Origin of the sequence: Parabacteroides sp. AF17-3, assembly GCF_003635445.1 — a bacterium.
In the GTDB taxonomy this organism is placed as follows: Bacteria; Bacteroidota; Bacteroidia; order Bacteroidales; family Tannerellaceae; genus Parabacteroides; species Parabacteroides goldsteinii.
Genome location: NZ_QTMM01000012.1, coordinates 144746 through 159889, shown reverse-complemented (window position 1 = coordinate 159889; position 15144 = coordinate 144746). Strand labels below are relative to the sequence as shown.

Genomic DNA, 15144 nt, shown 5'->3' with positions numbered 1-15144 from the left:
GGGGAATTGAATATTATAAATTGGAAATTGAAAATTAAGATAGTTATGAAGAATCGTATCGTTAAGAAAATCCTGCGAATCATCTTTTTAGTATTGGTGGGAGCCGCCGTGGTCGGCACTTTCTACTTCTTGTGGAAAAAAGCACAACCTGTCATCACCATGTATGAAGTGGTAACTCCCAAACGCGACTCGGTAGAGACAAAGACTGTGGCGACAGGAAAGGTGGAACCGCGTGATGAGGTACTTATCAAACCGCAGATGTCCGGTATCATCTCCGAATTGCTGAAGGAAGCCGGTCAGATGGTGAAGGAAGGCGAGATTATTGCAAAGATCAAGGTAATCCCTGAAATGGTTCAGCTGAACAGTGCTGAATCGCGTGTCCGTGTGGCGAAGATCAGTCTGGAGCAGATAGAAGCTACCTACAAACGGGATGAAGATCTGCACAAGCAAGGAGTCATATCCAAAGAGGACTATGAAACCTCACTGGCTAATTATAAGAAAGCTCAGGAAGAAGCAGAAAATGCACAGGATGCATTGGAGATTATCCGTGAAGGTATTTCACGTAAATCGGCATCGTCTAGTACGACCCAGGTTCGTTCTACCATTACCGGTATGATTCTGGATGTTCCTATTAAAGTCGGAAACTCGGTGATCCAGTCGAATACATTCAATGACGGTACGACAATTGCTTCCGTAGCCGATATGAACAATATGATCTTCAGGGGAAAAGTGGATGAAACAGAAGTTGGACGTATCCATGAAGGTATGCCTATCAAACTGACAGTCGGTGCTTTGGATAGCCGTACGTTTGATGCCACCCTGGAATATGTAGCTCCGAAAGGAGTGGAAGAAAACGGTGCCGTCCTGTTCGAGATCAAAGCGGCCGTTCAGATGCCGGAAGATGCCTTTATCCGTGCCGGTTACAGTGCCAATGCCGAGATCGTGCTGAAACGTGCGACCGATGTCCTGACCGTTCCTGAAAGTTGTGTTGAATTCAGTGGGGACTCTACCTTCGTACAGATTGTAAAACAGGAAAAGCCGGAACAGTTATTTGAGAAACGTGCTGTTACGGTCGGTTTGTCTGACGGTATCAAGATCGAAGTGAAAGAAGGTTTGTCTGAAGGTGACAAGATTCGTGGTGGTATTGTAGCTGCTAATAAGTAATAGAAATAAAAACGAATAAGCGATGAAACAAATCATATCATCCGTAGCACTGGCCTCATTCCTTTTCTGTCTGCCCGTCGGGGCACAGGAAGCGGCAAAGCAATGGTCGTTGGAGGAATGTATCCGGTACGCTATCGAGAACAATATAGATCTGAAACAAAAGGAATTGGAACAGAAAAGCCGCGAAGTGGACTTACACACCAGTAAATATAGTTGGTTGCCCAGTGTGAATGCCAGTGTGGGGGAAAACTTTGGTTTCGGCCGCTCCGAATCGAAAGATGGTTTGATCGTAGACCGTAACTCGGCCAATACGACAGCCGGTATTCAATTGAGCATGCCTATCTTCGACGGTTTGAAAATACCGAACGATATTGCTGCACGCAAGCTGGACCTGAAAGCATCTATCGAGACTTTGAATAAGGCAAAGGAGGACTTGTCTATTAATGTGGCTTCTTACTATCTGCAAGTTCTTTATAATAAGGAAATGTTGAAGATTGCCCAATTGCAGGTAGATCTGAGCTCTGAGCAGGTGACAAAAACCGAGGCACTCTATAATGCCGGTAAAATCCCTGTTTCCCAGTTATACGATATGAAAGCCCAATTGGCAAAAGATGAAGTCACATTGACAGAATCGCAGAACAATGTGAAACTGGCTTTACTGGATCTGGCACAAAGTCTGGAACTGGAACGTGCCGGTGAAAACTTCGATGTGCTGGAACCGGAAAACGGTGATGCCATTGAACGTTACATGAGCAGTATCATTCCTCCTGACCAGGTCTATGATCATGCCGTGACATTCAAACCGCAGATCAAGGAACAGCAGTATCTGCTGGAGAGCCAGAAGAAAGCGCTCCGTATAGCCCAGGCGGGATATTATCCGAAACTGAATTTAAGTGCCGGTTACAGTACCGGTTACTATCATAATTTCGGTGACGGCGATTATAATAACGCTCCGTTCAGTGGTCAGTTGAAGAATAACGGACAGAAATCAATCGGTTTAAGTCTGAGTATTCCGATCTTCAACCGTTTCCAGGTACGTAACAGCGTCCGTACCGCCCGTCTCTCCATAACTAATCGTGAGTTAATGATGGAAAACAGCAAAAAATCACTTTATAAGGAGATCCAACAGGCTTATTATAATGCGACGGCAGCACAGGAGAAATACATCTCTTCCGATAAATCAGTCGATGCAAGCAAGGTCGCTTTCTCATATGCTGAAGAACGGTATGGTGCAGGAAAAAGTACCGTATTTGAATACAGCGAAGCAAAGACGAAGTATGCGCAGAGTCTGGCAGAACAGACACAGGCAAAGTACAACTTTATCTTCCGCACCAAGATCCTTGATTTCTATAATGGAACACCAATCACTTTATAGTAATATCGACAATAAGATTAAATCCTATTTTTTAACATAATTGATTAGACACACCAAGGAGGAGGGGAGTTTCCGTGAGGAAACTTCCCTCCGTTTTTGTAAATACACATCAAAGTGAGTGAATAAATATTATATTTGTCGCAGAAAAGGGATATGAAACCTCTAAAGAAACATAGTTCATGAAGAACTATGTCCCTTTTCAATTTTTAATATCTATAAGAATCAATACGTTCGCGTTTTGCGAAACAATTAAAACATTATCATTCATATTACATTCCTCCCTGATTATCAAAGAAATCGAACAATAACTATTCCATAGTTCTTCATGAACTAATATAGATGAAAAAGCGACAAGGAGATGTATTATGAATATAAGCCGTATAAATGAAGATATAATAGAACAAATCAGAAAAGGTTCGGAAAAGGCTTTTTCTGAATTGTTCAGTACTTATTATAGCTACTTGAATGCCGTTGCTTTATGTTACCTGGTCGATAAAGAGGCCGGTGCAGAAATTGTAGATGATGTTTTTATTAATATCTGGAATAAGCGAGAGACCTTATCGTATCCAATTCATTATTATTTAGTACGTTCTGTTCAGAATGGCTGTCTCAATTACATCCGTGCACAAAGGAGTCAGCAAAATGTATTGGATGAACACAAAGAACAAATGTTGGCTTTTCAGGAAAATTATATCCAATCGACTCCGGTTCCATTACAATATGTAGAAATGCGCCAGACGGAAGAAGAGATACGTTTAGCGGTAAATCAATTACCTTCAAAGTGCAGGATTGTTTTTGAAGAGTATTTCTATGCCGGCAAAACTGTGGATGTAATTGCCGATAATATGGGTTTGACTGTTAGTACAGTACGAGTTCAGTTGAAGAATGCGACTGATCGTTTGAAGCAAACTCTTAAACATCTGCTTCTTTTCTTTATCTGTTGAAATCTGTTTACTCCAGCCTTTTTTATTCCTCTTCCCGGAAAAGGATCTTTCATCACTATTGTAGAGTATCGAATTAAATAATATATTTGCATGTATAGTTGATCGGTTAAGTTGTTCAAATTAAAAACAGATGGGAAAATCTCTTAAAGATATTGCAGAAGCTCTTAAGGTCTCAAAAACAACAGTTTCATGGGTGTTGTCAGGGCGTGGTGATGAACAAAAGATAAGTTCGGCTACTCAGAAAAAAATAATAGATTATGCTAAACAGGTAAAATATAGACCAAATTATCTTGCTAAAAGTCTTAGTTCGGGTAAAACGAAAACAATAGGATTGGTTGTTCCCTTCATAGGAGATACTTTTTATGCCCAAGTAGCTATGGAGGTTGAACTCGTGGCAGAACAACTGGGATATACCGTTACTTTTTGCAGTTCCGAATCTAATCCGGTAAGAGAAAATAATATAATCCAAATGTTACGATCGAAGAATATTGATGGATTAATCATTGCTCCTACTAACTATGCCAAAAGTGAATTGGAGAATTTAATACAAGAAAAATATCCGTTTGTTTTAATTGACCGTTTTTTTCCGGAATTGAATACTAATTATATTATTATAGACAATATCGGGTGTAGTTATAATCTGGTTAATAAACTGATAAATGAAGGTCGTAAAAAAATAGCCATTATAACTACGGCATCGGCCCTTTTTACCATGAGTTTAAGATATGAAGGATATAAGACCGCTTTGATTGAACATGATTGTTTTATTTCTCCTCACTTATATGGAGAGGTGTCACGCAATGAGTATGAGTTAGATATCATTCGTGTATTGGATACTATTTTTGATACGGTCCCGGATGTCGATGGATTCTATTTTACTACGCATTATTTAGGCATGGAAGGGCTACGCTATTTTTATAAACGGAATATAGATGTCAGTAAAATAGGTTTGGCTTGTCTGCATAGTACTCCGAGTTTTGAACTTTTGGCTCCTAATATGCATATAGCGTATCTTCCTATAAAAGAGATTGGTCGTGAGTCTGTACGTGTATTAATAGAGAAATTAGAAACTACCGATAATGAAGACGAAAAGGTAAAACTGGTTTTGCCTGTATATGATTAAAAACATATCGATCGTAAGATAGTATAAGAAAATCGGAATAAATGTCATTGTTTATCTCTGATAAGACACATATGTTTGCAAAATAATATTTTTTTCTTAGTTTACTTAACCGGTAAAGTTAATTAAGAGAGAAACATAATACCATGAAATATGAGAAGGCAATTTATTCTTTCAGTATGGATTTTCATACTATCATTAAGCTCATTAAAAGCTCAGATTGCGGCTATAGATGTAGACAAAGGAGCCGAAAAGGTTGAAGTTGAAGACATAATCATTGTTTTCAAAATGCATTTTGATATTGGTTATACTGACTGGAGTGAATCTATTTTACAGAAATACACAACCTCTATGATGGATGAAACATTACGTTCAGTAGAGGAAACGGGTAAATTACCTAAAGAAGACCAATTTGTTTGGACTCTTCCTGGCTGGCCGATGAAATATATTATGGAAAATACCTCTGAGGCTTATAAATCCGGAATAGAAAAAGCATTAAAGGATGGACGTTTCAAAGTGCATGCACTTCCATTCACATTTGAGACTGAATCGAGTGATCTTGAAACATTGGTGCGTGGTATGTCCTATTCTTCGCAGATAAATAGAAAATATGACCAACCGTTGGTACGTGGAGCTAAACTAACCGATGTCCCTAGCCATTCCTGGATACTTCCTACATTATTGACACAGGCTGGTGTGAAGATTTTGCATATTGGTTGTAATCCCGGGTCCGTATCACCGGATATACCAACCCTGTTTTGGTGGGAGGGACCGGATGGTTCGAGGTTACTCACTTTTAACTGGGCGGAATATTACGGTTCCGGCGTACTTCCTCCGGCAACCTGGAAATATAAGACATGGTTAGCAATGATACATACGCATGAAAATACAGGTGCTCCGACACCGGAAGATGTTGCTGCCGTATTGAAAGAAGCTCGTGAAAAAGCACCTAATGCCCGGATACGTATCGGTCAGCTGGAAGATTTTTATGATGCCCTGATGAAAGAAAACCCATCATTGCCTGTAGTAAAGGGGGATATGCCGGATACCTGGATTCATGGATATATGTCGATGCCTAAAGAAGTAAAAATCAATAAGGCTATGCAGCGTGTCATTTATAATACGGAAACGTTGAATTCCTTACTCAAACAGTGGGACATAACTCCCGAACCGGTTGAACCTTATGTTGAAAAGGCTATTGAACAATCTTTATTGTTTGATGAACATACTTTTGGGTTGGCAATGAGTCATGGACACCAGGATTTTTGGAAATATGGGGACGATTTTACAGTCAGCAGGGCGCAAGGGCTGTATGATTTTATAGAAACATCCTGGAATGAAAAAGGAAGTAGGGCACACCGTGCTGAACAATATATTATTCCTTCTTTACGGAAGGATTTGAAGACACTGGCTCAGAATGTAGCCGTTAAAGGACGTAAAGTAGTTGTTTATAACCCGCTTCCCTGGAAACGTTCGGGTTTGGTCAGTTTACATATGGGAGTTTATAAAAAAAATTACCAGGTTTATGGTTTGAAAGATGAATTGACGGGTAAGATTCTGCCAGTATATAACGACTACAATCACCTGTCTTTTCATGCGGAAGATATTCCATCCCTGGGGTATAAGACTTATACGTTGGTAACATCTCCTATATCTGAGGATTCCCGAAGTTCCCGTATTGATGAAGTAGAAGCTGTGTTGGAAAACAACTATTTCAAAATAGAAATAAATAAGGAAAACGGTGCATTACTTTCTGTTTGGGATAAACAACAACAGAAAGAAATGGTCGATGAGAAGAATGAATATGGATTCGGAGAGTATATCCACGAGAAATTTGGTCAAGAGGAAATCAACCGTTATAATGCGAATTATGTGAAGCCCGGACATCATGGCTGGGCTGATCAGGAGATGGGGCGGCCGGAAAATCCAGATCTGAAATATGAAATGATAAAGGGCAGATTAAATAAAATCAAATATTTGCAGACCTCCCATTCAGTTAGTGCTACCGCATTCTGTCAGACAGGTGCTGGCGATGACTATACATTAACTTATACGTTAGAAGATAGCTCCCCTTATCTGGAAATTTGTTGGGGGATACGGAATAAACCGGCTGAATCCCAACCGGAAGGTGGTTGGCTTGCTTTTCCGTTTAATCTGTCGAATCCTTCATTCCGGTTAGGGAGAACCGGCGGTGTTGTTAATCCGGCCACTGATTTTGTAAAGAACACCAACCATGATTATTTCTTCCTGAATACTGGTATGGCTGTTATTGATAATCAAGGGAAGGGATTTGGTCTAAATACACCGAATGCCCCGGCTGTCAGTCTGGACCGTCCCGGTCTGTTCCGTTTCTCCGGAGAGTTTATACCCCAACGGCCTAATGTTTTTGTCAATCTGTTTAATAATCAGTGGGGTACTAATTTTACAGAATGGATAGAAGGAGGTTTTTCAGCCAAAGTATATCTGTGGTCGATCGATAAATACAGTAATGAGACTTCTCTTATTACACCGACAGAAGAAACGCGTGTTCCTCTGATGGCAACGTATACAGAGGATGATGGAGGTGAACTTCCGTTTTTTTCTGAAGGGATTACATTGTCCGAAAAAGGAATTTTAGTTACTGCTTTCGGACCGAATACAGATGGTGAGGGAGACCTGTTGAGACTTTGGGAACAAGCTGGTAAAAAAGGCAAATGTACTGTTACATTATCCGGAAAATCATATCGGTCTGCTCAATTCTGTAATCTGCGCGGTGAACCGTTGGGAGATTCGTTTCCAATTAAGAATAATGAACTGTCCGTCGAGATGCATGCCTATCAGCCTGTATCGATCATATTAAAAAGGTAATAAGGAATGTAATTAAATAAAAAAATATGAATACGTTTGAGCCTGACTACAGAAATATTTTAAAGGTATTATATAATCAGAAACCTGATTATTTGCCTTTGTATGAGCATAATATCGATGCCCCTTTTGTTTCTAAATGTATAGGGGAGGAATTGTCGTTAAATGGCCGTAAAAGCTGCTCTGATCTGGATGAGTATTTTAGTAAATATATTTCTTTTTGGAAAGAAAATACCTATGATGCATTCAGTTATGAAGCTGCGATTTGCGAAATCCTTCCCGGTCATGGGGCCATATTAGGGGGGATGCTCGGTCCTATTCAGACCCGCGAAGATTTTGACAGATATCCGTTTGACGATATTCCTCGTATTTTCTGGGAAACATACAGGCCTCGGTTGGAGTCTATCCGGAGAGTGATGCCTGCCGGGATGAAAGCCTATGATGGTTGCGGATACGGCATTTTTGAAACAGCTCAGGATCTGGTGGGTTATGAAAGCCTTTGTGTCATGCAGTATCTCGACCCGGAACTTTTTGCCGACATCTTCCGGAAAATCGGTGAACTCTACGAAACATTGTGGACTAAGATGTTGGAGGAGTACGACGATCTTTTTGTCTTCTATCGCATGGGAGATGATTTGGGGCATCGTATGGCAACTATGCTCGAACCGGATACGATCCGTCAGTTTATTTTACCGCTGCATAAGAAAGTGATCGATATCGTACATAATAAGAATAAGAAGTTCTTACTGCATTGCTGTGGGAATATCAAAGAGATCATGCCTGATATTCTTCAGAACGGGATAGATGCCAAACATTCGAATGAAGACCAGATATGTCTTTTTGATGAATGGATCGATAACTATTCGGATAAAATCGGCCTGTTCGGAGGATTCGATATGAACTATCTGATCCTGAATCCGTATGACCAGGTCTTTAACAAGGTTTTGGAGGAAGGTACCCGGTTCCGTAAAAAAGCGAACGGATACGGTCTGGGATCCGGAAATTCAATACCTGATTACATGCAGATAGAGGGGTTCTATGCAATGGTAGATGCCGTAAAAGAGATAAGAAGAAGGGAACAATTGACTAAATAAATAGAATAGTATGGAAAACACATTAGAAAGAATAGCATTTTGTGTCGAAGTGGGTAAGATCAATGCAAAAACTCCTTATCCTCCTGCAATGAAAGGGGAAGACGGAGCTGATGAATTGACATTGAAGGCTTTGGAGCAGGGGTATTCCCCCAATGATATTTTAACAAAGGGATTGATCGTTGGAATGAACAATATCGGTGTGAAGTTCAAAGAAAATAAAGTGTTTGTGCCTCAGGTTCTGATGAGTGCAAAAGCTATGAGCGGTGGCATGCAACATCTGAAAAGATATTTTAATGACGGTTCGGTCAAACGTAAAGGTAAATTGATTATCGGTACGGTAAAAGGAGATTTACATGATATTGGTAAGAATCTGGTATGTATGATGGTGGAAGGAAATGGTTATGAGATTATCGACTTGGGGGTAGATGTTACCGAAGAAAAGTTTGTGGACGCTGTCAGAGAAAATCCGGATGCTTTTGTCGGAATGTCTGCTTTGTTGACAACCACAATGGTCAATATGGAGTCGATCAATACAGCTATAAAGGCAGAGTTTCCTCAAGTGAAAACATTTATAGGCGGAGCACCTGTGAGCAGCGATTTTGCTCAGAAAATAGGTGCAGACTATTATACAGAAGAGCCTCAGCGGTTAGTAGAGATTTTAAACCAGTTAACATCTAATTGATATGACATCAAGAGAACGTTTTTTGACAGCATTATCGGGTGGTGTACCCGACAGAATTCCTATTATGGAACATCTTTTCAGTTTGAAACTTATGCAAGAGCTGTTGGGATATACAACGGTTTTGTATGATGGTAAAACACAGGCAAAGCTGGCTGCCAAGCTGGGTATCGATGGCATCTGGACGCCGATTAACGGTTTCTGTGGTATCGAAGAGACTCCTCATGAACCGAATGAGATATACAAAGATGAATGGGGCGTTACCTATCAAAAAAATGGCTGGCCGATCATCGCACAAATCGATACGCCTGTAAAATGCCGTGAAGATTGGGAAGCGTATACTTTGCCTCCGGTCGATACGCCTTATCGTCTCAAAATTTTCAAAGATGTGAAGGCTGCTAATACGGAAGACCTGGCAGTCGTGTTGGGAACTTTGGGACCGTTCACCATGCTATCCTGGTATATCATGGATTTCGAGACATTGGCTATTACCATGTATACGGATCCGGAAATGGTACATGAAATAAATGAAGCAGTGTTTGAATGGACATTGGGGGCTATCCGCCTGGCTGTAAAGGATGGGGGAGTCGATTGTGTACAAATATCTGATGACTGGGGTGGTACGAATGCTTTGTTGATTTCTCCGGATGACTTCCGTACTTTCTTCATCCCTTATTTCAGGCGTTTGGTTGCCGGTATCAAAGAATTGGGAGTGCCGGTTATTATGCACAACGACGGGAGAATCTGGGATGTCCTCGACGATCTGGTAGATTGCGGTATCGATGGACTTCATCCGGTGGAAAGAGCTGCCGGGATGGATTTGAAAAAAGTGAAAGAGAGATACAAAGGACGGTTGACGCCTATAGGTAATATCAATAACAAAGTAACGATGGCTTCCTCCAATCCGGATGATGTTCGTAAAGAAGTTTTGGAATGTATCAGGGAGGCTGCTGATGATGGAGGATATATAATTGCGACAGATCATAGTATTCACGATCTGATCCCTACGGAAAATGTGCGATGTCTGATAGATACAATCAATAAGTATGGAAAATATCCTATAGACTTGACTTTTTCCCGCTGATTTCAGGGGATAAAAGCCACTTTGGAACAGTCTTTCTAACAATGCCCATTCAAGCAACCTTATAATGCCCATTGTAAGGTTGCTTGAATGGGCATTGTTATGACCTTAGGATGAGCATTGTTAGAATGCGCCAATGGGGGTGGTTGTAGAAATTGTTTCTATTTCTTTTGTTAAAATCAAAAAAAGTTCGATTTTATCTAAATGTTTTTCGGTTGAGATGTGTATTTATTTTAAACAACCGGAAATTTAGCAGTATATGCAAGATAAAGATATATTATTTGAAGAACTAATGAGTAACTATATTTCAGGTTCCATAACGGACGAGGAGAAGGTTTCTTTGTTCGCTTTGGTAGAGGAGTCTGATTTATACAGAGAGCGGTACAACGAGATGGTAAAGTTGTACGCACTTCTTCATATTCCCGCCTTCGAATCTCAGAAAGAAACCAGATATGCCTATTTGAAAGAATGGTTGCATCTAACCTCCGGAGTTACTTTCCGGCGCCGGTGGTTTATCTATACACGAAACGTTGCAGTAATCCTTTTATTGATGGTTTCTGTTTCCATCGGTTCTATTTTTATATATAATGAATTGGATGAATCAGGCGAGCAGCTATATAATGAAATGGCTGTTCCTCTGGGTTCGCAAACCAAAGTAGTTCTACCGGACGGTTCAACGGTAGTCCTTAATTCCGGCTCTGTCTTGAAGTATCCGTTATCATACGGGAAGAAGGAGCGAAACGTTTATTTGGTAGGTGAGGGTTATTTTGAAGTGGCAAAAAATGTCGAAAAAGTTTTTCAAGTCTATGCAGGTGGTATGCAAGTGAGAGTGACTGGAACAACATTTAATCTTCGTTCGTATCCGGAAGACTCGGAGACGGAAGTGGCATTGATCAATGGTGGGGTAGATGTATTGGCTAATAATAAACAAGTCCGTTTGAAACCGGATGAAAAAGCGATATATAATCGTGAAACAGGTGCCTTATATAGCGAAACGACGGAGTCTCATAAATCATCTTTGTGGACAACCGGACGGTTGAGTTTTGTGAATGCTTCTTTCCTGGATATATTGAAAGATATAGAACGGAAATACAATGTAAAGATTTGGGTAGAGAGTGATAAAGTTGCAAATGAATACTTTACCGGAAGCATTAATCTGACAATGTCACTTCAAGAAGTGTTTAATTTTATTGATGTGGATAAAAAGTATCGTTTCGAACAGAGTGGAAGCGTAATCATGTTAAAAGACAGGTAAAACTACGATTAAAATAGGATGTTTAACTTTAAAAGAGAATATATGGAAAACACAGGTTAAAAAAAGAATCGGAGATGGTTGGCACTTCTCTCCGATTCATTGAATGATTTTTTTGAATTAATTAGTTGTTAACTAACGAAATCGTTACAAAAGTATGAAAAGAAAGTATTTTTCAATCAAACAATTGGGTTTATTTTTGGCGATGGGTGTAATATCCACTTCTGTATATGCCAATACGGCATTACAAAGCGTAAAGGTTACCGTAAATCACAAAAATGCCCCTATTAGTAAAGTTCTTGATGACATAGAACAACAAACAGGTTATTCAATCCTGGTACGTAATAATGATATTAATATCAAACAGAAGGTTACGGTAAATGTAACTGGTTCTTTAAATACAGTTTTGGCAGATGTGTTTGAAGGAATGGAGGTGAAGTATAATGTTGAAAATAAAACAATCTCTATTTATAAAGAGAAAACACCGTCGTTTGTGGCTTCATCTGTGAACCAGGACAAAAAAACAGTTACAGGTACTATTGTCGACCAAAATGGCGAACCTATTATCGGAGCCAATGTCTCTATCCCAGGGACAACTACGGGTACCATAAGTGATGTGGATGGAAGGTTCTCTATCGAAGTCCCCGAAAATGCGCAGCTTCAAATTTCTTTTATCGGTTATCTTAGTCAGGTAATTTCGGTCGAAAATAAAACCGTTATTAACGTTAAACTGCAAGAAGATACTCAAAAGTTGGATGAAGTGGTTGTAGTCGGCTATATGACACAGAAAAAGGGGTTGTTGACCGGATCTGTAGAACATATGCGAGTAGATGAACAGATGAAGACATTACCTACAACTGCTGCCGGTAATTTGTTGGCAGGTAGATTGGCTGGAGTCAATGTCAGTACTCCGAGCGCAGCTCCTGGTTCGAATCCGGATGTGTCTATTCGTACTGTATCTGCTTGGGAAAGAGATAACAAGAAACAACAACCGGTGTGTTATGTTATTGATGGAGTAATTCGTGATGCAAGTGATTTCAATAACTTGTCTCCCAACGAAATTGATGATATCACAGTCTTAAAAGATGCTGCATCTGCTGCGGTGTATGGTTCTCGTTCTGCTGGTGGTGTAATTTTGGTAACAACTAAGAAAGGTAAATTAGGAAAACCAACTGTAAACTATTCTTATTCTTATGCAATAGATACTCGTACAAAGAATATGGATTTAACCAGTGCTGTAGAGGCAGGAGAGTTATATGGACGTATTAACGGTGACACAGACCCGGCAGGATGGGCGTGGTCTCAGGAAGAGTTGGATTATTTCAAGGGAATCAATGATGGTTGGGGATATGACCAGTTGGATCTTATTTGGCGTAATCCAAGTACACAGACACATAATATTAGTGTAAGTGGTGGTAATGAAAAGATACGTTATTTTGCCGGTGGTTCCTATGTGAAACAGGAAGGTTTCATGGAACCTATGACTTACGACAAGTATAACTTACGTTTGAATGTGACGGCTGATATTACCAAAGATTTAAAGGTTGAAACTGGACTGTCTTTAAACAATAACAAGCAAGGGCTTTTAGCTGAGGATTATGATGAAGTGAACCGTGATACATACACAAAGCTTCGTATTTGGCAACCAGATCAACCTGTTTATACTGACAGTGGGCAGTATATTGATTACGGTTGGATCGGAAACGTAGGTGCTAAAGCTGCAGGTGCTGGTGGTTACAGAAAACATGAATATCTGAAACCTCAAATGCTTGTCAGCGCAACTTACAAAGCTCCGTTCCTCGAGGGATTGAGTGCTAGGGTAGCTTTCAGTAAGCAGTGGTATCATGAAGCACAGAAGAAATTCTATAAGTCATACGAAATGCAGATTATGCAGCGTACAGGGCCAAATAATCGTATTATGTCTACTAATGATAACGATATCATTGGTGTAAAAAAATCTACTTGGGGGTTGCCTAATGGTAAGGATATGATTGAACGTGTGTCTAAATGGAATGATAATATGCAACTTAACTTCCAGTTGAGTTATGACAAGGTGTTCAACAATGTACATCATGTAAGCGGTACGTTTGTAACAGAGTGGTATGAAGCTAGTGGGACAGGTGTAACCGGTGGTCGCGAATCATTCCCGCTTTATTTAACAGACCAGTTCTGGGCTGCTAGTGATGCACGTGCTGATAGTTGGGCAAATGGGGATGTGGATTGGCAAGATGGACGTATGTCGTATATTGGTCAGTTTAGTTACGATTATGCGAACAAGTACATGTTTACATTTTCTTTCCGTGAGGATGGTTCAATGAAGTTTGCTCCTTCTCAGCGTTGGGGATTCTTCCCAGCTGCATCTGCCGGATGGGTACTTTCAGAGGAAAGTTGGTTTAATACGTCAAAAATCAACCGTCTGAAAGTCCGTGCTTCTGCTGGTCTTACCGGTGACGACTCGGTTGGCGGATGGCAATGGATGGAATCTTATGAAGCCGGGAAAAAAGCTTATTTTGGTAAATCTCCTGCCCAAAATGTAGGTTTGACTTATGGCAAAGTTGTTAATCCGGATATGACTTGGGAGAAATCATTCAGTTTCGATTTAGGTGCTGATATGAACTTCTTGGATCATTGGGATCTTTCTTTTGATTATTGGTATCGTAATACCTATGATATTTTGGATACACGTGTTGTTTCAACTCCTACCACTTTTAGCCAGAAACTTCCTGCAGAAAATTATGGAGAAGTTCATGCACAGGGTATTGATTTGCGGTTAGGTTATAATGGAGCGTCTGGTGACTTTACTTACTTTGGTAATTTGACAGCTTCTTATGGTTGGAATGAGGTTGTCACGAAGGATTATGCCGAGAATGCTAAATGGTTTGATGTTCCTGTAGGACGGTCTTTAAGTTATATCACAGGTTTGGAAGTTGATCAAATTATTCGTACTCAAGCAGATTTGGATGCTTTCAATGCTGCACATCCTAATTATCTGCATAAAGGGCAAAAACCTGAATTGGGTATGATGGTCTACAAAGATCTTTCAGGTCCACAGGGCACTCCTGATGGAATCATTGATGATTGGGATAAGACGATCTTGAAGAATAAGAATAATCCGTTTATCGTTGGTTTAAACTTGGGTGGAACTTGGAAAGGTTTCGGACTTGACATGATGTTTACAGGCCACTTTGCAGAATACAAATGGGCTGATGACTTAGCAGGTGGTGTAGAATGGAACCGTATGTGGCATGATTGGTATGACAATAGTTGGACTTCAGAAAATCCGAATGCAGAATTGCCAAAAAGAAAGAGTGCAAATGTTACTCGTACTTATGATGACAAGAGTGATTTCTGGTTGAAGAAGAATAATTATCTCCGTATGAAATATTTGACAGTAAGTTATACTTTACCGGAGAACCAGTTCTACAACAAAGTTTTTAACAATGTGCGCTTGTTCTTTACAGGCACTAACTTATTTGTTCTGGGTGGTTTCAATAAGAATTATTATGATCCTGAAATTGGTCAAGGTAATGAATTCCCGATTTCACGTTCATTTAACTTTGGGATAGATGTAACTTTCTAAAAAAGCATGTG

General features: G+C 40.0%; 10 protein-coding genes. All 10 read left to right on the top strand.

What is annotated here, in order from left to right; translation table 11 throughout:
- The first annotated feature begins 45 nt into the window (after window positions 1-45).
- The 10 genes from DWW91_RS16735 (at window position 46) to DWW91_RS16690 (ending at window position 15133) form a co-directional block, all read left to right on the top strand.
- Window positions 46-1164 (top strand): efflux RND transporter periplasmic adaptor subunit, encoded by a 1119-nt coding sequence (locus tag DWW91_RS16735; RefSeq protein WP_007654793.1) that lies wholly within the window; start codon window positions 46-48, stop codon window positions 1162-1164.
- Between the two features lie 22 nt (window positions 1165-1186).
- On the top strand, window positions 1187-2539 hold the full coding sequence (locus tag DWW91_RS16730) for a TolC family protein (RefSeq protein ID WP_122328389.1): 1353 nt from the start codon (window positions 1187-1189) through the stop codon (window positions 2537-2539).
- Between the two features lie 365 nt (window positions 2540-2904).
- Complete coding sequence (locus DWW91_RS16725) at window positions 2905-3483, top strand: RNA polymerase sigma-70 factor (RefSeq protein ID WP_122328388.1); 579 nt, start codon at window positions 2905-2907, stop codon at window positions 3481-3483.
- A gap of 130 nt (window positions 3484-3613) precedes the next feature.
- Window positions 3614-4606: a LacI family DNA-binding transcriptional regulator gene (locus DWW91_RS16720; protein ID WP_122328387.1), complete on the top strand. Its 993-nt coding sequence runs from the start codon at window positions 3614-3616 to the stop codon at window positions 4604-4606.
- 150 nt (window positions 4607-4756) lie between these two features.
- Window positions 4757-7450: a glycoside hydrolase family 38 C-terminal domain-containing protein gene (locus tag DWW91_RS16715; protein WP_122328386.1), complete on the top strand. Its 2694-nt coding sequence runs from the start codon at window positions 4757-4759 to the stop codon at window positions 7448-7450.
- A gap of 26 nt (window positions 7451-7476) precedes the next feature.
- Window positions 7477-8541, top strand: a complete 1065-nt coding sequence (locus DWW91_RS16710; protein WP_122328385.1) for a uroporphyrinogen decarboxylase family protein — start codon at window positions 7477-7479, stop codon at window positions 8539-8541.
- Between the two features lie 10 nt (window positions 8542-8551).
- Entirely contained in the window at window positions 8552-9223 is a 672-nt protein-coding gene (locus DWW91_RS16705) for a corrinoid protein (protein ID WP_007654785.1), read from the top strand.
- Window position 9224: 1 nt separating this feature from the next.
- Complete coding sequence (locus tag DWW91_RS16700) at window positions 9225-10304, top strand: uroporphyrinogen decarboxylase family protein (RefSeq protein WP_122328384.1); 1080 nt, start codon at window positions 9225-9227, stop codon at window positions 10302-10304.
- Window positions 10305-10560: 256 nt separating this feature from the next.
- Window positions 10561-11556 carry a FecR family protein gene (locus tag DWW91_RS16695; protein ID WP_010802024.1) on the top strand — a complete coding sequence of 332 codons (996 nt, stop codon included), beginning with the start codon at window positions 10561-10563 and terminating at the stop codon, window positions 11554-11556.
- A gap of 154 nt (window positions 11557-11710) precedes the next feature.
- On the top strand, window positions 11711-15133 hold the full coding sequence (locus DWW91_RS16690; protein ID WP_007654782.1) for a TonB-dependent receptor: 3423 nt from the start codon (window positions 11711-11713) through the stop codon (window positions 15131-15133).
- Window positions 15134-15144: the final 11 nt, after the last annotated feature.

Excerpts from the sequence above, each read along its gene's own strand:
- DWW91_RS16735 (WP_007654793.1), top strand. The coding sequence starts at position 46 with ATGAAGAATCGTATCGTTAAGAAAATCCTGCGAATCATCTTTTTAGTA.
- DWW91_RS16730 (WP_122328389.1), top strand. The coding sequence starts at position 1,187 with ATGAAACAAATCATATCATCCGTAGCACTGGCCTCATTCCTTTTCTGT.
- DWW91_RS16725 (WP_122328388.1), top strand. The coding sequence starts at position 2,905 with ATGAATATAAGCCGTATAAATGAAGATATAATAGAACAAATCAGAAAA.
- DWW91_RS16720 (WP_122328387.1), top strand. The coding sequence starts at position 3,614 with ATGGGAAAATCTCTTAAAGATATTGCAGAAGCTCTTAAGGTCTCAAAA.
- DWW91_RS16715 (WP_122328386.1), top strand. The coding sequence starts at position 4,757 with ATGAGAAGGCAATTTATTCTTTCAGTATGGATTTTCATACTATCATTA.
- DWW91_RS16710 (WP_122328385.1), top strand. The coding sequence starts at position 7,477 with ATGAATACGTTTGAGCCTGACTACAGAAATATTTTAAAGGTATTATAT.
- DWW91_RS16705 (WP_007654785.1), top strand. The coding sequence starts at position 8,552 with ATGGAAAACACATTAGAAAGAATAGCATTTTGTGTCGAAGTGGGTAAG.
- DWW91_RS16700 (WP_122328384.1), top strand. The coding sequence starts at position 9,225 with ATGACATCAAGAGAACGTTTTTTGACAGCATTATCGGGTGGTGTACCC.
- DWW91_RS16695 (WP_010802024.1), top strand. The coding sequence starts at position 10,561 with ATGCAAGATAAAGATATATTATTTGAAGAACTAATGAGTAACTATATT.
- DWW91_RS16690 (WP_007654782.1), top strand. The coding sequence starts at position 11,711 with ATGAAAAGAAAGTATTTTTCAATCAAACAATTGGGTTTATTTTTGGCG.